At 62.2% G+C, this 17,417-nt stretch carries 17 protein-coding genes; 6 read left to right on the plus strand and 11 right to left on the minus strand.

The window, feature by feature from the left end; genetic code table 11:
* Positions 1-88: 88 nt before the first annotated feature.
* Together ACUXVA_RS21210 and ACUXVA_RS21215 are read right to left on the minus strand one after the other, a co-directional pair.
* A complete protein-coding gene (locus tag ACUXVA_RS21210; protein WP_445487948.1) occupies positions 89-1,174 on the minus strand; it encodes an IS5 family transposase in 1,086 nt (361 codons plus the stop codon).
* Between the two features lie 66 nt (positions 1,175-1,240).
* The gene (locus tag ACUXVA_RS21215; RefSeq protein ID WP_445487950.1) at positions 1,241-1,630 is read right to left on the minus strand and encodes a hypothetical protein; all 390 of its coding nucleotides are present in this window, start codon (positions 1,628-1,630) and stop codon (positions 1,241-1,243) included.
* Positions 1,631-1,820: 190 nt separating this feature from the next.
* Here ACUXVA_RS21215 and ACUXVA_RS21220 point away from each other — a divergent pair.
* Positions 1,821-3,172, plus strand: a protein-coding gene (locus ACUXVA_RS21220; protein WP_445487836.1) for an IS3 family transposase whose coding sequence is annotated in 2 segments (ribosomal slippage) — positions 1,821-2,157 and positions 2,157-3,172 — 1,353 coding nt in all. Because the reading frame shifts where the segments join, the coding sequence is not laid out codon by codon here.
* 51 nt (positions 3,173-3,223) lie between these two features.
* Here ACUXVA_RS21220 and ACUXVA_RS21225 read toward each other — a convergent pair.
* From ACUXVA_RS21225 to ACUXVA_RS21265, 9 genes are all read right to left on the minus strand, one after another.
* On the minus strand, positions 3,224-3,811 hold the full coding sequence (locus tag ACUXVA_RS21225; protein WP_445487952.1) for an NAD(P)-dependent oxidoreductase: 588 nt from the start codon (positions 3,809-3,811) through the stop codon (positions 3,224-3,226).
* A 17-nt stretch (positions 3,812-3,828) separates the two neighbouring features.
* On the minus strand, positions 3,829-6,189 hold the full coding sequence (locus ACUXVA_RS21230) for a xanthine dehydrogenase family protein molybdopterin-binding subunit (protein WP_445487954.1): 2,361 nt from the start codon (positions 6,187-6,189) through the stop codon (positions 3,829-3,831).
* Positions 6,186-6,650, minus strand: a complete 465-nt coding sequence (locus tag ACUXVA_RS21235; protein ID WP_445493326.1) for a (2Fe-2S)-binding protein — start codon at positions 6,648-6,650, stop codon at positions 6,186-6,188. The genes ACUXVA_RS21230 and ACUXVA_RS21235 overlap by 4 nt, the downstream gene beginning before the upstream one ends.
* A gap of 15 nt (positions 6,651-6,665) precedes the next feature.
* Positions 6,666-7,547 (minus strand): FAD binding domain-containing protein, encoded by an 882-nt coding sequence (locus ACUXVA_RS21240; protein WP_445487956.1) that lies wholly within the window; start codon positions 7,545-7,547, stop codon positions 6,666-6,668.
* 4 nt (positions 7,548-7,551) lie between these two features.
* Positions 7,552-8,637 (minus strand): ABC transporter ATP-binding protein, encoded by a 1,086-nt coding sequence (locus tag ACUXVA_RS21245; protein ID WP_445487958.1) that lies wholly within the window; start codon positions 8,635-8,637, stop codon positions 7,552-7,554.
* 13 nt (positions 8,638-8,650) lie between these two features.
* Positions 8,651-9,616: a carbohydrate ABC transporter permease gene (locus tag ACUXVA_RS21250; protein ID WP_445487960.1), complete on the minus strand. Its 966-nt coding sequence runs from the start codon at positions 9,614-9,616 to the stop codon at positions 8,651-8,653.
* A 1-nt stretch (position 9,617) separates the two neighbouring features.
* Positions 9,618-10,529, minus strand: a complete 912-nt coding sequence (locus ACUXVA_RS21255) for a carbohydrate ABC transporter permease (RefSeq protein WP_265078484.1) — start codon at positions 10,527-10,529, stop codon at positions 9,618-9,620.
* Between the two features lie 130 nt (positions 10,530-10,659).
* The gene (locus tag ACUXVA_RS21260; RefSeq protein WP_445487963.1) at positions 10,660-12,003 is read right to left on the minus strand and encodes an extracellular solute-binding protein; all 1,344 of its coding nucleotides are present in this window, start codon (positions 12,001-12,003) and stop codon (positions 10,660-10,662) included.
* Between the two features lie 132 nt (positions 12,004-12,135).
* Positions 12,136-12,885: a TetR/AcrR family transcriptional regulator gene (locus ACUXVA_RS21265; RefSeq protein ID WP_265078481.1), complete on the minus strand. Its 750-nt coding sequence runs from the start codon at positions 12,883-12,885 to the stop codon at positions 12,136-12,138.
* A gap of 146 nt (positions 12,886-13,031) precedes the next feature.
* Here ACUXVA_RS21265 and ACUXVA_RS21270 point away from each other — a divergent pair, with 146 nt between their 5' ends.
* The 5 genes from ACUXVA_RS21270 to ACUXVA_RS21290 all read left to right on the plus strand — a co-directional run bounded on the left by ACUXVA_RS21270 (position 13,032) and on the right by ACUXVA_RS21290 (position 17,365).
* On the plus strand, positions 13,032-13,343 hold the full coding sequence (locus tag ACUXVA_RS21270; RefSeq protein WP_445487965.1) for an NIPSNAP family protein: 312 nt from the start codon (positions 13,032-13,034) through the stop codon (positions 13,341-13,343).
* Between the two features lie 107 nt (positions 13,344-13,450).
* Positions 13,451-13,837 carry a hypothetical protein gene (locus ACUXVA_RS21275; RefSeq protein ID WP_265078479.1) on the plus strand — a complete coding sequence of 129 codons (387 nt, stop codon included), beginning with the start codon at positions 13,451-13,453 and terminating at the stop codon, positions 13,835-13,837.
* 56 nt (positions 13,838-13,893) lie between these two features.
* A complete protein-coding gene (locus tag ACUXVA_RS21280; RefSeq protein WP_265078478.1) occupies positions 13,894-14,634 on the plus strand; it encodes a L,D-transpeptidase in 741 nt (246 codons plus the stop codon).
* 2 nt (positions 14,635-14,636) lie between these two features.
* Positions 14,637-16,733, plus strand: a complete 2,097-nt coding sequence (locus tag ACUXVA_RS21285; RefSeq protein WP_265078477.1) for a protein-disulfide reductase DsbD family protein — start codon at positions 14,637-14,639, stop codon at positions 16,731-16,733.
* The gene (locus ACUXVA_RS21290; protein ID WP_265078476.1) at positions 16,730-17,365 is read left to right on the plus strand and encodes a DsbA family protein; all 636 of its coding nucleotides are present in this window, start codon (positions 16,730-16,732) and stop codon (positions 17,363-17,365) included. The genes ACUXVA_RS21285 and ACUXVA_RS21290 overlap by 4 nt, the downstream gene beginning before the upstream one ends.
* Positions 17,366-17,417 lie beyond the last annotated feature (52 nt).

A 17,417-nucleotide genomic window follows, 5' to 3' on the forward strand; every position in this document is an offset into this window, starting at 1 on the left:
TGTCTCTCTGCGGTCGTTATCGAAGTGGGGAGCGGTGAGGGAGCGCGCTTATCGGCGGGGTGCCGGGGTTGTCCCCGAAGCCGGTGGCCTATGCTGCGAGCAGTTTGGGGATGCGGATCAGATTGTAGGCGATCAGGTTAAGGAGAAAGTCGGCGGCGACGCGACCGATGCCGCGATGCTTGGTCTTGCGCATGGTGCCGTGTTGTTTGCCCCAGCCGAAGATGCACTCGATCATCGCTCGGCGTGATTGCGACATGCCATAGCCGGGATGTCGTGTGGTGCGATCGTCGATGGCGCTGGTGCGGGTCTTGCCGGCTTTGGTGACGGCGTTGTTTTGCGTCACATGCGGCGTCACGTCGATGGCGCGAAGCTTGGCCACATGATCGGCGGTGTCGTAGGCCTTGTCCTCACCGGCCGTGATGCGGCGGCGGGCCGTCTTGCGCCGAGCCTTCAACATCGTCTCCGAAGCGCGGCGCTCGGCCGTGCCATTGGCGTGCGTAACCATGCCGGCGACTGCCAGGCCATGCCGGTTCTCCATGGTCGCGTGGCCCATATAGCAAAGCCTGGCCTCGCGCCCGGCCGCCTTGCGGTAGAGCCTGCTGTCGGGATCGCTGGTGCTGGCATGGGTGTCGTTCTTGCGCTTCTGGCCATGGAAATTGGCGCCGTTGTCATCGTCGCCACTGCCGTCCTTGGGACGAAAGCTCTTCTGCGAAGCCCAGGCTTCGATCAGCGTCCCGTCCACCGAAAAATGCTCGTTCGACAATAGCGGCCTGACCTGGGAATGGTTCAGGAGCCTGGCCATGAACTTCGCAAACACCTCGCCGTTCTGCAGCCTGTCGCGGTTCTTGGTGAAGGTGGTCGGGTCCCAGACCGGATCGTCCGGTGAAAGCCCTACGAACCAGCGATATAAAAGATTATAGTTCGGCTGCTCCATCGGCTGGCGTTCCGAGCGGATGCCGTAGAACACCTGCAGCAACAGCGCGCTCAGTAATTGTTCGGGAGGAATCGAAGGACGTCCCTCGCTGGCGTAAAGCTTCGCCAGGCTACGGCTCAACTCACCCAGCACATCCCGGACAAGCTCGCGGATCTTCCTCAGAGGGTGGTTCGTCGGCACCCGCTTGTCTGGTGAAATGTACGAAAACAACCCGCCCTGATCCACAAAATTGCCGCGCATGCTCGTCTCCACCGATTCGAGATGACAAAGTGAATCATCAAGAAAACCGCTTGGCGAGCTGGTTTTTCAGCAGACTGCTAGAGCTTCAAGTTCCTTCTCATCGCTAATTTCCAATCGTGCGTCTGCGTTGAGATTGATAGAGTGCTTTGCCTTGAAGAATCCGTGATCCGCAAGAATCTTCGCGATAGTGGAAGCGTTGTAGTAATTGAATACACCCTTCTTAAAATACGTAGAGGCGGCCAATAGCTCGTTATATTTGGTGATGTAGGCTTCGATCGCTGTTTTGAAGTCTTTAGTTCCTAGGAAGGCTATTACCTTATCGTCGAAAATTGTGTCGTATTGAACGTCGGAAAACGGAGCTGCTGTTTGAGTGAGCATCTCAGGTTCGATCCGAACTAAAGCTCGTTGCAGGTTTTCCTCTGTCTTGGTGAAAGTGAGAGACAATTCCTTTTCCAAGTCCCTCTTTGACCCAGATTGCTCCTTGAGTGCTTTCAGAAACTTCGCCTTAGCCTCGTCAATCTCGATGTGTAGCTTTTCATATTCTTGCCTTAACGTTGCATTGTGTTCACCGTCAGCACCCTTGAGACAAATTGAGGGACTTCACGAAGGGAGGATTTCTGGTTCATCGTAGCCGTAAGGAGCGAAGATGAAACAGAAATCCGGACCGGGCAAAGCGCCCGCAGAACAAGTGCTGAAGGACATCCGGCGCCAGACGCGTCGGCATTATTCGGCCGAGGAGAAAATCCGCATCGTCCTGGAGGGGCTGCGTGGTGAGGAGAACATCTCGGAGCTTTGCCGCCGGGAAGGCATCGCCGCCTCGATGTATTACGGCTGGTCCAAGGAGTTCCTGGAGGCCGGCAAGCGTCGATTGGCCGGTGACACTGCGCGAGCTGCAACACCTGGCGAGGTGAAGGATCTTCGTCGCGAGGCTACAGCTCTGAAAGAAGTTGTTGCCGATCTCACCCTGGAGAACCGTCTGCTCAAAAAAAATATGAGCGAGGATGGGGAGGACGAGGCATGAGGTATCCCGCATCCGAGAAGGCCGAAATTATCGAGCTGGTGGAGCAATCGCATCTGCCCGCCAAGCGCACGCTGGACAAGCTCGGCATCCCGCGCGCCACGTTCTATCGCTGGTATGACCGTTACCGTGAGGGCGGGCTGGAGGCGTTGGCGGACCATCGCTCCCGACCGGATCGCGTCTGGAATCGCATCCCGGACGACGTCCGCGGGCAGATCATCGATCTGGCGTTGCAGGCTCCCGAACTGTCACCGAGGGAGCTGGCAGTGCGCTTCACCGACGAGAAAAAGTACTTCGTCTCCGAGGCGTCGGTCTATCGGCTGTTGAAGGCGCATGACCTGATCACCAGCCCGGCCTATGTGGTGATCAAGGCGGCGAACGAGTTCAAAGAAAAGACCACCGCGATCAACCAGCTCTGGCAGACCGACTTCACCTACCTCAAGATCACCGGCTGGGGCTGGTATTATCTGTCGACGGTGTTGGACGACTTCTCGCGCTACATCGTGGCGTGGCGGCTCGGCCCCACTATGTGCGCTTCCGACGTCACGGCTACGTTGGACCAGGCGCTGGCGGCATCGGGCCTTGACAGCGCCACGGTCGTGCACCGGCCGAGACTGCTCAGCGACAACGGCGCGTCTTATGTTGCAGGCGATCTCGCCGACTGGCTCGAAGACAAGGGCATGCGTCATGTGCGGGGAGCACCTTATCATCCGCAGACCCAGGGCAAGATCGAGCGCTGGCACCAGACCTTGAAGAACCGCATTCTGCTGGAAAACTACTATTTACCTGGAGATCTTGACCGACAGATTGGAGCCTTTGTCGAGCACTACAATCACGTCCGCTATCATGAGAGCATCGAAAACGTCACACCTGCCGACGTTTACTTCGGCAGAGCACAGACGATCCTCGCAGAACGCAGACGCATCAAACTCGCCACCATCGCAAACCGTCGCTTGCAGCATCGACTGCAGGCCGCTTAAACTCTAACCCTGATGAGCCAGAGCCTCTCTTCTCGAAGCGCCTGATCAGTCTCAAAGTGCCTGACGACGAACAATCATGGTCGATGCGATGGCGATCTGGTTGGCCATCTTGGTGTGCTGACCCGCGCCCGCGGCACCCTGATGGACGATATTATTCCCCATTAGCGCCAGCAACGGCATCACGCGCTGCAGGGCTTCGGCATCGCCGCCGACCATGATCGCAAGCTTGGCGTTGCGTGCACCGACGTCGCCGCCCGAGACGGGAGCGTCCAGCACGTGGCAGCCATGCCCGAGTCCCGTTTCGGCGATGCGTTGCGCCAGCAACGGGCTGGATGTGGTCATGTCGATCAGGATGGAATCTCGTCGAGCCCTGGTGATAAGGCCATCGGCGCCGAGATAGATCGCTTCGACGTCGGCGGGATAGCCGACCATGGTGATGACAACGTCGCAGACCGCCGCGATTTCACCGGGCGCGTCGTGCCAGACCGCGCCTCTGGCCAGGAGGTTATCGACTTTGGCGCGGGTTCGATTGAACACGTGCAGTTCATGGCCGCCAGCCAGTAGATGCCCGGCCATGCTATTGCCCATGATGCCGAGCCCGATGAAGCCGACCTTTTGAAGAGGCATTGGATTTGGCACGATGTCAGTTCCTGTCATTAGATGTGGCCGCGCAGCAGGCTGCGGATATAGGGAGGTGTCAGGGGAAGCTTGTCGGCGGTCACGCCGAATGGCGCAAGCGCGTCATTGACGGCACCGGTCAGAGCGCCGATGGCGCCCATCACGCCTCCTTCGGCCATGCCCTTGATTCCTGCAGGCGTGCGCCGGTTCGGCGTATGCATCGGCAGGATCTCGAAGTTTGGTAATTCGCAGGCCGTCGCCACCAGATAGTCGGCCAGCGTGCTGCTCAGGTTCTGGCCGCTTTCGTCGTAGTAGACCTGCTCCAGCAACGAGCCGCTCAGCCCCATGGCAATTGCCCCGCGCTGTTGCCCCGCCACCACGATGGGATTCAACACTGTGCCGCAATCCTCGGCCACGACGTAGCGCAGGATTTCAATGCGGCCGGTCTGCGGATCGATCTCGATTTCGCACGCATGCGCGGAATTCGAATAGGTCATCGGCGGCGGGTCGTAGGTCAGCGAGAAATCAAGACCGGGCGGAATTCCATCCGGCAGTGCTGTTGGATCGAGGTAGCTGATCCGCGCCACGTCAGCCAGAGCCACGCCGGTCGCAGACCACGCGCCGTCGATCAACCGCTGGACCGTGGCACCGGTGAGCCGGAGGTCCGCTGCGCTGTTCAACGCCAGCAGATGCGCAGCGATCCGCAGCACTTGATCCTGCGCCTTGCGCGCGCACAGATACAGCGCGCCGCCTCCGGCGGTCGCGCCCCGGGCGCCGCGCGTCCCCATGCCGTAAGGAGAGACGTCGGTATTGCCCAGGTCGATGCGCACTACCTCCGCGTCGACGCCGAGCCCTTCGGCGACGGCCTGGGCCAGCGATGTTTCATAGCCTTGTCCGGCGCCCATCAGGCCGACCGAGGCGTTGACGGCGCCGCTCGGTTCGATGCGCACCCATGCAGCTTCGTGGCCGGAACCGGCGATGCCGGCTTCCTTGTAGAACCGCGAGCCGTAGGTGGTGGATTCCACCACCGAGCAAAGGCCAATCCCCCGCAGGCGCGCGCGCGCCTTTCCTTCTTTGCGGCGCGCGGCAAGTCCGGCGTAGTCGATGCTCTCCGCTACGGCGGCGAGGGTCTGGCTGGGCGTGATGTCATCCACCACCTCGCCAGTCGCCATCGTGTAGGGGAATTCGCCGGGCTGCAGCATGTTGATCTGCCGAACCGCCAGCCGGTCGAGCCCAAGACGACGGGCGATCGCGTCGAGGGTCCCGTCCATCACCCAGCTTGTCATGGCCATGGGTGCCCGCATCGGGCCGGCGCCGCATTTGTTGGTCATGGCGACGCGTATTTCGTAAGAGTAGTCGCTGATTCGGTAAGGACCCGTCAAAATCAGGGCCACGACGCGGGCAATGTAGTTGCCGGGAAAAAAGCTGTAGGCGCCAAAATCCTCGGAGATATCGAGCTCCAGCGCGAGGATGCGGCCGTCTTCGGCGACTGCCGCGCGGGTCCGGCAAGTGGCTTCGCGCGCATGACAGGCCGCCTGGAGGTTTTCCATGCGGTCTTCCCGCCAGCGCACCGGCCGTCGGAGCTGCCGGGCCATCGCCGCCACGATCAATTCTTCCCGGTACAGCACGATCTTCTGGCCGAACGCTCCTCCGACATCCGGACAGATGACCGTCACCTGCGACTCCGACAGCGACAGCCGGCGGGCGAGTTGCGTGCGCAGTGGATGTGGCGCCTGATTTCCGATGTGCAGTGTCAGGTGCTGGCGACCTTCATTCCATATCGCCGCACAGCCGCGCGTCTCCAGCGGCAGGTGAGTCTGGCGCTGTTGCGAAAAGCTCGCTTCGACGATGGCGTGCGCGGCGCGCATGCCGCCCGCGACGTCGCCTGCCGCGAAGGATTGCTGTGCCAACAAGTTGCCAGGCACCGCATCGTCGACCAGTGCGGCACCGGCGGCAAAGGCCGACGGCAGATCGGTGATCGCAGGCAGCATATCGTAGTCGACCTCGATCGCCTCGATCGCGTCTTCGGCAAGGTAGCGATCGCGGGCGATGACACAGGCGACGATGTCTCCCTGGAAACGCACCTTGTCGATCGGCATCGCCGGCATCGCGGTCGGGGCGAGGCCGTCGATGGGTGGTGCCATCTGCAGGATGGTGGTCCATGCGGCGACGTCGCGGCCCGTCACCACCTTCACGACGCCCGGAAGCGCCGCAGCGGCTTCGGTGCCGATCGAGATAATGCGGGCATGGGCGTGGGGCGAGCGAAGAAATGCCGCATGCAGGGCGCCGGCGATTGTCATGTCGTCGAGGTACTGGCCCTGACCGGTCAGAAAGCGGCGATCCTCCCGCCGCGGCAAGTCGCGGCCGATTTCGGTGAAGGTATCGGTGGGCGCCTTCATGACCGGCGCCTCAGGTCAGCGGCAGCCTTGAACACGGCTGCGACAATGCCCTGATATCCGGTGCAGCGGCAGAGGTTGCCGGACAGCACATCCCGGATGTCTGCTTCGCTGGGATCTGGATTGTCGCGCAGATAGGCTTCGAACGTCATGATGATGCCTGGTGTACAGAAGCCGCACTGCAACCCGTGTTCTTCGTGCATGGCCTGTTGCAACGGGCTGTAAACGTCGTCATGCGCCACGGCCTCGATGGTCGTCACCTCATGCCGCTCCATCTGGATGGCGAAAGTGATGCAGGCGCGGGCGGGCCGACCGTCGATTAGGATGGTGCACGCGCCGCAGACGCCGTGCTCGCATCCAACATGGGTGCCGGTCAGGCCGAGATCTTCACGGAGCACATCGCTCAGCAGGCGGCGCGGCGTCACGTCGACGACATGACGGGACCCATTGACGGACAGGTTGATCCTGGCGGATTCTGCTCATCGCTCGGATACTCCCTCCGCCCGCTGTGCCGCCATAGTCAGCGCGCGCTCGGTCAGCGTCGCGGCCAGCTCCCGACGGTAGGCGACAGGAATCCGCGCGTCGTCGTCGGCTGTCACCGCCGCTGCCGCAAAACGGCTGATCTCTTCGCTTAACGCATGGTCGGGTACGCGGCCGACAGCCGCCAGCTCTGCGTCCGGAAGTCGGATCGGCACGACGCCGGTGCCGCCGAGGGCGAGCCGCAGGGATTTCACCACACCGGCTGCTGACAACTCGACCGTTGCGGCGACCGAGACGATGGCAAAATCGCCTTGCCGTTGCGCAAATATCTCGATGCCCCAGCCGGATCGGCTGGGAAATACCGGGAATTCGATGGCCGTGATCAGCTCGTCTTCGGCAAGCTCGGTGACGAGGCTGGAAACAAAAAAGCACTGCGCATCGACGGTCCGGCTTCCGTGTTGCGAACCGACGCGGATGCCGGCGTCGAGCAGAACCGCGATGAGCGGCAGTTGCGCTGCGGGATCGGCATGGGCCAGGCTTCCGCCGATCGTGCCACGCTGGCGGATGGCATAGTGGCCGATCGATGAGGCCGCAGCCGACAGGATGGGGCAGGCCGCGGCGATCTGTGGATCGGTCGCCAGCCGGTGGTGACGAACCAGGCTGCCGATCTCGATCCGATCACCATTGACGTTGACCGATTCAAGATCGGAAAGGTCGTTGATATCGATCACGTGCGACGGTCGCGCGACGCGCAGGTTCATCATCGGCCCAAGACTCTGGCCGCCAGCCAGTAATTTCACGTCGTCGCCAAGCGTGGCGAGCAGGCCGAGCGCATCGGTCACGGTCTTCGGGCGATGGTAGGTAAATTCAGCGGGTTTCACAGCTTCACCAGACCAGATTCACGCCGCTGTCCGCGTCGAAGAGATGCAGGCGCTCTGTGTTGACCGACAGCGCGATCACTTCGCGCTCGGAATGGCGCACGCTTTTGCCGATCCGGAAGAACATCTCAATGCCTTCGACGCGCATGCCGAGGAACTGGTCGGAGCCAACCGGCAAAATCGAGGTCACTGGACCGCTGAGGGTGCTGCCATCCACGTGAGGCGCTGCCTCGCTGATATCCTCGGCGCGAATCCCCAGCCGCACAGGGCGACCCTCGATGTTTGCCAGACGTTCGGTGACAGCCGATGGGAGCGCGAGCTGCAGGCCGCCGCTGCGAAACCGGGCGCCCTCGATTCTGCCATCGATGTAATTGATCGGCGGGTTGCCGAGAAATGACGCAACGAACGTATTGGCCGGCTTCTCATAGATCTGATCAGGCGTGCCGATCTGCTGGACGACGCCGTGCTGCATGACGACGATACGGTCGGCGAGAGTCAGCGCCTCGGCCTGGTCATGGGTCACGTAAACGAAAGTCGTCTGCATCGCCCGATGCAGTTCCTTGATCTCAGCGCGCATGGAGATGCGAAGCGCGGCGTCGAGATTCGACAGGGGTTCGTCCATCAGGAAAACGCCCGGACGCCGGACCATGGCGCGGCCTAGAGCGACGCGCTGGCGCTGCCCGCCGGACAGTTGGCTCGGGCGGCGTTCCAGCAGATGGGTGATCTCCAGGCGTTCGGCGATGTCGCGCACGCGGCGATCGATCTCATCGGCCTTCGTCTTGCGCATGCGCAGGCCGAAGGCGAGATTTTCATAGACGGATTTGTGCGGATAGAGCGCATAGCTCTGGAACACCATTGCCACATCCCGGCGATGCGGCGGCGTGAAGTTGACGATGTCGTCGTCGAAGCACAGTTCTCCGTCGCTGACTTCTTCGAGACCGGCGATTATGTTGAGCGTCGTCGATTTTCCGCAGCCGGACGGACCAAGCAGGACGATGAATTCCTTGTCCTTGATGGAGAGATTGAGATTGTCCACGGCAAGGACGCCGCCGGCATAGCGCTTGTTGACATTCTTGAAGGTAATGCTGGTCACTGAGTTATCCGATCTAGCCCTTGACGGCGCCGGCGGTCAGACCGGAAACGATATAACGCTCGAAGAGAATGGCGACGAGGACGGGCGGCACGATGGCCAGCACCCCGGCGGCGTTGATGAACGAGAAGCTGATCGTGAAGTCCGATGTGAACGACGCCACGAGGATCGGCAGCGTTTGTGACTTCGCAGTCTGGGTGAACATCAGCGCGAACAGGAACTCGTTCCGGCTGGTCAGGAACGTGAACAGGATCACGGCTACCAGCGACGGCATGGCCAGCGGAATGAAGATCCGGATCAGGGCCTGGAACCGGGAGCAGCCGTCGACACGCGCCGCCTTGTCCAGTTCGTCGGGAATGCCTTCGAAATATTGCAGTAGGATGAACACTGTGAACGGGACGGTGACGGCCAGATAGGTGATGACCAGCGACCAGATATTGTCCAGCAGCCCGAGCTTCCGGATGACCAGGAAGAACGGCACGACCAGCGCGATGTCCGGCACGACCCGCGTCAGCAGGATGAAGTAGATCGAGCCGTTACGTCCCCAATAGTGGATCTTGGCCATTGCATAGGCTGCCGGGGTGCCGATCAGCAGATTGAGGATTACCACGATGCTGGCAATCAGAAAACTGTTCCACATGGCCGGCAACAGGTTGCTGGCCGTCGGAGGAATGTAGCCGCCGGACGATGCATCGCCAACCTTGCGGTTTTCGTAGGTGACCTTCTCGCTACCTGCGGAAAAGATGGCGCGGAAGTTCTGCGCCGTCGGTTCATCGGGGATCCAGTGCGGCGGCACCGACACAATTTCCTTCTCGGTCTGGAATGAGGATGAGACCAGCCATGCCACCGGCGCAAGCACGTAGGTTAGCAGTACAAGCGATCCAACGAAGATGGCCAGGTTGCGCGTCCATCGGGACAATGCGGCTCGCCGACGGTAGTCGGGGCTGCTCTTCCGCCGGGCTGGCGCGACGATCTCGTTCATGTCAGGTCGTCCTGGCAAAGGCGCGTATGATGAAATAGGCGAGGCCGAAAGTGATCATGGCCAGCATGTAGGACATCGCCGCGCCCGTGCCGAACGACAGGCTGCGGAAGGTCTCCACATAGATGTGCCAGGACAGCGTATGGGTCGCGTTGGCGGGGCCCCCTTCGGTCAGCACGAAGAACAGGTCGAAATGGCGGATCGCGACCATGGTCTCGTAGATCAGCACCAGCATGAAGCCGGGCCGCATCGATGGAAGCGTGATATGGACGAAGCGGGCCCAGACTGTCGCGCCGTCAACCCTGGCCGCCCCATACAGATCCTCGGGAATGGATTTCAGCGTGACCAGCAACAGGATTGCCGCCAGCGGCACTTCCTTCCAGACAAAGGCATTGGCGATCAGCCACATCGTCTTGTGCTGGTCGCCGAGCCAGATCAGATATTTGTCGATCAGGCCGAGCTGGTACAGCAACCCGTTCAGGGCGCCGTAGCCGGAGTCATAGATCCACTTCCACATTAGGGCGTCGGCGACATAGGGAATCGCCCAAGGGATCAGAATGACGGTGCTGAGGATGCGTCGGCCGCGAAAATTCTGGTTCAGCAGTAGCGCAACCAGCAGCGCGATCACGGTCACCGCCGCGACCGATATCACGGTGAATGCCACTGTGTGCCGAACGGAGGTCCAGAACAGCGGCAGCTGCAACAATTCGGTGTAGTTCTCGAACCAGACGAACGGCATCCGGTTCGGCCGCGTCAGCTTGACCTCGAAGAAACTCAGGTAAAACGAATACAGGATCGGAAATACCGCGACGGTCATCAGCACGGTCATGACCGGCAGCAACAGAAAAAATGCGCTGCGTTCCTCGTAGTTGAAGCGGCGCCGGGTATTGCTGACGGCTATCTGGGGCTGGCTCATCGCCTTGGGCTTTCCTGGCAAATCCAGCCTTGTTCGGACGGTGTCGATGCACGCGGGCGCGCATCGGCCGTTGTTTGCCATCGACCGCGCGAGCAGCGGCGGCCGATGGCGATCATGGGCGGGTGGGCGGTCAGGCGCGTGACTTCAGCTTGTTCCAGGCCTTGGCGGACTGGTCGAGCGCTGCTGCCGGCGTCGTGTTGCCGACGATGGCCGCCTGCCAGGCCGAACCGTTCGTCTCGTTCCACTCGCCGAACCACGGCTGGATCGTATCCTTCTTGCGGGCGAGCGCCTGCTGCTTCTTGATCATTTCGAAATCGGCATACTTCGCATAGGCCGCCTGAACCTCGGGGTCCTGGTACAGCGGCGTGACTGCGAAGTCGGAACCGGCGTCGAGGAACACCAGCTTCTGGAACGTGTACTTTCCGTCCGCCTTGCCGCCGAACCATTCAAGGAGGCGGGCGGCATTGTCGGCGCGCGTCTTGTTCTTTGCAGTCTGCGCGGTCATGCCATGGAAGCGCATCCAGCCGACGGTCTCGTGCGAGCCGCCGGGTCCCATCGGCATCAGGGCTTCCTTGATCTTGCCGGCGACCTTGGACTGGGCGGGATCGTTGAGCGTGCGCAGCCGGTATTTCGGCAGCAGCGCAAAGGCGTGGTTGCCCGCCGAGAGCGCCTTGAGCCCCGCCAGTTCGCCGGTCTCAACGCAGGCCGGCGACACGATCTTGTGCTTGCGAACGGCATCGACCACCCACTGCAGCGCCGTTACGGCGCCATCCTTGGGATGCTGCATGATAGCGTTGTTGCTGGCGTCGGTGAAATGGCCGCCATGCGAATAGATCAACGCGGTCATGAATTCGATCAGCCAGCTCTCCTGCGCCATGGACAGCATCATCGGGAATTCCGCGATTCCCTTCTGCTTCATGACGATGGACTGCTGCACCACTTCTTCCCAGCTCGACGGCGGTGCGCTGAAGCCGGCGGCGGCGAGCTTGTCGGCGTCGTACAGGAACGCCATGAAATCCGTGTAGTAGGTCAGCCCGTACTGGTGGCCCTTGTAGGTCATCGATTCCGTGCAGAACGGAATTGCGTCTGCGTTGTACTGCATGAGGGAGCTGTAGCCGTCGATCGGTGCGATCCATCCGGCCTCGGCCCATTCAGGAAGCCATGCGTCCGACACCCAGAGCAGGTCGACGGGCGCGCCGCCGGCGAACTTCGCCACCATGGCTTCGCGATATTGCGCGTAGGGGCCGTTGCCGTAGTCGACGTGAATGCCTGTTTTCGACTCGAAAGCCGCCAGATGGCTTTTCACCACATCGACAGCGGCCGACCATGTCTGCATGTTGAGGGAGTCTGCGGCGGCTGCCGGTCTCACCAGCCCCGGCGCCGCAAAAGCCGCGGCGCCGATGGCAGCGCCCTTGAGGAACTGACGTCGTGCTACGCCGTGAGCGGGCGGGGTGAGCGTGCCTGAATTCTTCATCGATATGCCCTGTCGGATCGGATTGCGGCAACCTCCCGGCGTATCGACCCCCCGCGCCGTTGGCCAACGAACATCGAAAGCCTAGTGAAAGGCCAATAAGTCGTCAACTGACGATTTATACCGGTCGCGTCGTCAGGCCGGCTTTTGGCCCGCCGCGGCGACAGCGGCCCGAAAGCCGCCGAGAAACTGGGCGATGTGGATTGCCACCACGCTTTCCTCGGGGACCGACTGGTCGAACCGGTAGAGGTGTCGTCGAATTGCGTAGTGCGAAAGCGCCCCATGCAGGGTCCAGGCGATCTCGTGCAGAAGGTCCTTGTCGGCTGGCAGCTTGATCGATTGCTCGTGGGCCGCTTCCGCCATGATGGTCTCGAGCAACTGGATCACCACGGTGGAGGTGTAATTCGGCGCCATCCCGATATCCGCCAAAGATGCATACATAAATAGACGCAGCCAGCGACTGGTGAAAATGGTTGCGAAATAGTCGCGGTAGAAGACCGTAAGCCGGGTTTCCAAGGGAATAGTGCGGTCCGCGAGTTCCGCAAACCACACTGCCTTGAAAGGCCCGGCGATGGCGCTCTTGTAGACCTCGTCGAGCAGCGCCTCCTTTGTCGGGAAGTAACGATACAGCAGCCGCTGCGAAATTCCGCACGCTGCCGCCAAACCCCGGGTCTGGGCCGTCAGCCCGAATTGCGAGAAGAAGTCGGCGGCCTCGTCGAGGATCTGGCGCCGGCGGTCCTGCGGGCTCATCCGGACCTGTTCGGGTTTGCCACGCTTGGCTAGTTTGGTTGCGGCTTTTTTGCCCGCCCCGGCGCGCAGCTTGGTTGATTGTGCCTTCACAGCATACCCTTGGTCTGATGCCTCTGAAACCGGCGTGTCATGCATCAAAACGCGCCGGATTGCAATTTTTCAGGGCAACAAGTATTCACTTGACGACTAATTCGCGCATGGTAGTACGCGTCGTCGGCGGGCTACGCCATCGCTATACAGGCGGCTCTTGCGGGCGTGGCGATCGGGAGGGAGAGACAACGATGATTTTCGAACATCGCACATATCGGGTTCATCCCGGCCAGGCGCCGGCCCTGTTGGCGCTATACGAGCGTGAGGGGCTGCCGATCATTTCGAAGTATGCCAAGCTTATCGGTTGCTGGACAACGGAGAGCGGGGTCTTGAACTCTATCGTCTTCATCTGGGCGTATAACGATCTTGCAGCCCGAACCGCCCGGCGTGCCGAACTTGGACAAGATGAGGACTGGAAAGTCTTTGTGCCGAAGATGTTGCCTTACCTGGTGCATCAGGAAAGCTTTTTTCTGGCGCCCGCCGCGTTCTCACCAGTCCGCTGATCGCGCCTTTATCTTTTGATGATCTCAGCCCACGGCGTGGCAAGGAGTCACGCACAAATGAGTTGCCAAGGCGGTGCCCACTGGGCGAGACACTCGGGATGCGAGTGATGGACAGCAATGCCTGGCGGGTTATCGCCGGCCGATCGATGAGCAGGCTTCGTGCGCTCGTCGCGTTGTTGTGCGTGCTGTGTATCGTTATCTCGGCGGTGTTTGTGATCCGTCCTGTGCCGGCTGCCGCTAGGGCTTTCCAGGGGTATGAGGCGATTTTGACGGTGTCGCAGAGTTCCGGAAGCAAGAAACCGTGCGAACGCGGCGGTCTGTCCCGCGTCGGTACCACCTGCAACACCGTGGTCTTTCTCGATGCATCGGCGGGCGCCGTCGGCGTGATCGAGCGCTCCGCCAGCGCCGCGGGCATCCGCCCGCTGTCTGGTAACGCCCTTGGCGTACAATGGCTGGCGGGCTCTCCCTTCCGACCTCCCAGGGATTTGGCGTAGCACCGCCGCGTCAGCGGCCGATAGCCTAGCTGCGTCCGAAATCCCTGGAGATCTTCATGATAACGCAATTCGCCGCGCGTCGCGCGGCACGTCCGCTGCTGCGTGGGCTTTCTCTTGCGGGGCTTGCCGTGTTGCTGGGGGCCTGCAACCAGACCTTCGCTCCGCCCGAAGCCCATTTAGCTGCCGCCGTGCCGCCGCAATACGCCGCCATGTCGAACGAAAAATTCCCGGTTCCGGCGGTCGAGGCCAATACGGTCTCGTCCAGGTATCTCAAGCAGCGCGTGAGTTATGTGACTGAGCAGCAACCGGGGACAGTCGTGGTCGACCCCGGCGCCAAGTTTCTCTATTTGGTGATGGAGGGCGGATACGCGATGCGTTACGGCATCGGTGTCGGCCGCGAAGGCTTTGGCTGGAGCGGCACCGCGGAAATCCGCCACAAGGCGTCGTGGCCGACCTGGACGCCGCCAGCGCCGATGATCAAGCGGCAGCCCGAGCTTGAACAGTATCGACGCGGCATGCAGGCGGGGATCGACAACCCGCTCGGCGCCCGTGCGCTGTATTTGTACCAGAACGGCAAGGACACGCTGTACCGGATCCACGGCACCAACGATCCCGGCAGCATCGGCAGCAACGTCTCCAGTGGCTGCGTGCGGCTGATCAACCAGGACGTCATCGACCTGTTCAACCGGCTGCCGGTGGGCACCAAGGTCGTCGTGCTGACTGACCGCAAGCATGGGGCGCCCACGGTGCGCCTCGATCAGGCCGCGCCGGCCGACGCGCCTGCGAAGGAGGGCTAACGATGACTGTCCGCTCCCGCTGCTGGTCGATGCTCGTTTTCATTCCGCTGCTCGCCGGTTTCGCCGCTCCGCCGTCCGCGGCGGCGCCCGCGAGGCCCGATATCACCGCCAACCTCATTGTCGGCAACACCGATATTGCGGACCCGCATTCGATCTGGCTAGGCGTCCGCGTCTTGCTCGGTCCGGGCTGGAAGACCTATTGGAAATCGCCAGGCGATGCCGGGCTGCCGCCTGAGTTCGACTGGACGGCGTCGTCCAACATCAAGGCTCCCGAGGTGAACTGGCCGCTGCCGCATCGCACGTCCATCCTCGGTCTCGACACCATCGGTTATTCCGGCGAGGTCGTATTTCCGGTGAAGATCGTGCGGCGCGATCCGGCGGCAGACACCGCGATCGTCCTCAAGCTCGCGATCTATGCCTGCAGCAACGTTTGCGTGCGGGAGGAATATGCCCTCAAGGCCACGTTCGGCCCGGATCTGGCGCCGCGCGCCGGCCAGCAGCAGATCGTAGCGTGGCTGGCAAAGGTGCCGTTGCCACAATCGCCGGCGATCACGGTCCACTCCATCACCCGGCTCGGCACCGATCCGGAGAAGCTGCAGATCACGGCGTCGGCAATTGCGCCGTTCGCCAGCCCGGACGTGTTGATCGACAGCGATCCGCCGATCGTCGCGGCCAGGCCCGAACTGGTGCTGGACGGCGACGGTGTGGCGACGTTTACCGTGGTGCTGCCGGACAGCACCGCGGCCGGCCTCGCGGAACGCACGCTGAATGCAGTCGTGGTCAACGGTGACCAGGCGGTCACGGCCAGTTCCTCGCGGCGGTCCGCGCCGGTCGCGCAGCCGGAGGCCCCGACAGCGGTGTCCTGGCTCGCACTGCTGGTGATCATCGCCACCGCGCTGCTGGGCGGGCTGACGCTCAATCTGATGCCCTGCGTGTTTCCGGTGCTGTCGCTGAAGCTGATGGGGTTCGTGCAGGAGGACAGCAGTGACCGTCGCCGGGTACGCGCTGGCTTTGCGGCCTGCGCGGCCGGCATGATCGTCTCGTTTCTGGTTCTGGCGGCGGCGCTGGTGCTGATGAAATGGGCCGGGGTCAGTCTTGGCTGGGGCATTCAGTTCCAGCAGCCGCTGTTTCTCGCGGCGATGGCAATCGTGCTCGCACTGTTCGCCGCCAGCCTGTTCGACCTGCTGTCGTTCAATCTGCCGTTCGGGCTGAACAACCGGCTGGCGGCGAAGGCCCACGGCACGTCGCTCGGTTCGCATTTCATGGCAGGGTTTGTCGCCACGCTGCTCGCGACACCGTGCTCGGCGCCGTTCGTCGGCACCGCGGTGGGCTTTGCACTGGCGCGCGGCGCGCCGGAAATCTTCGCGATCTTTACAGCTTTGGGGATCGGGATGGCGTCTCCCTACCTGCTGGTGGCGGCGTTTCCGTCGATGGCAAGGTTTATTCCGCGTCCTGGCCGCTGGTTGCTGCTGGTGAAGCGGGTACTGGCGGTCGGACTTCTCGGCACCGCGGCCTGGCTGGTGACGGTGCTCGGCAGCGTCGGTGGCGCCCGGCCGGCGATAGCCGTGGGCGGAGCGATCGTCATTGGCCTGGCCGGACTGCGCCTGGCGCGCGCGGCGCGGCCGGCGCTGGCTGCCGGCATTGCCATCGTTGCAGTAACGCTACTGGCGTGGCTCGGTCCGCTGGCATTGTCGTCGCAAACCGGCGGCCAGGCGATTGCGTGGCAATCGTTCTCCAAGTCCAAAGTCGACGAACTGGTCCGCGCGGGCCGCACCGTATTCGTCGATATCACCGCCGACTGGTGCGTAACCTGCAAGGTCAACAGACTGCTGGTGATCGACACCGCCGAGATCGCGCAGCGGCTCGGCTCCGACGTGACGCCGGTGCAGGGCAACTGGACCCGGCCCGACGAATCCATCGCGCGGTTCATGCGCGCACACGGCCGCTACGGTATTCCGTTCAACATCGTGTTCGGGCCTAACGCTCCGGACGGCATCGCGCTGCCCGAATTGCTGTCGACATCTGCCCTTATCGCCGCCTTCGATCAGGCGGAAAAAGTTCCTCTTGCATCATCCAAACCAACGGAGACCACGAAATGAAAACGCGCAGAAACTTTCTGGCGACGGCCTTCATCGGCATGGGCGGCCTCTATCTGACGGGCGTCGATGCGGCGGCGCAATCGGCGGCCGACGCGGCGCTATCCCGCGATGCCGTTTTGCGCGACAAGGAAAATCCGATTCTGGGTAATCCCGACGGCAATCTTACCGTCGCCAGCTACTTCGACTACCAGTGTCCGTACTGCAAGAGAGCGGAAAAGGACCTGCGAAATGTCGCGGGCGAGGACGGCCAGTTGCGCATCGTGCTGAAGGACTGGCCGATCCTCGGCGGCGCCTCCGGCTATGCGGCGAAGTTGACGCTGGCGACCAAGTATCAGGGCAAGCACGCTGAGGCGCATGCGGCGCTGATGCAGACCTCCGGGCGGCTGAGCGAAGGCAGCGTGCGCGACTATCTGCAGAAGGCCGGGATCGACGTCGCCCGTGCCACGCAGGATCTCGCCACCTATCAGGCCGCGGTCGACGCTGTGTTGGCGCGCAACAACGCGCAGGCCGAAGCATTCGGATTCCAGGGCACGCCGGCGTTCATCATCGGCACTTTCCGCGTGCCGGGCGTGCTCGATGCTGCCGGATTCAAACTGGCTATAGCCGACGCTCGTAAAGCGGCGGCGAAGTAAGCGGGGGAGGCGGCGTCACCGTCTGGTGGTGGCGCCCGCCGCAACATCGAAC

The sequence above is a fragment of the Rhodopseudomonas sp. RCAM05734 genome, from assembly GCF_052658035.1.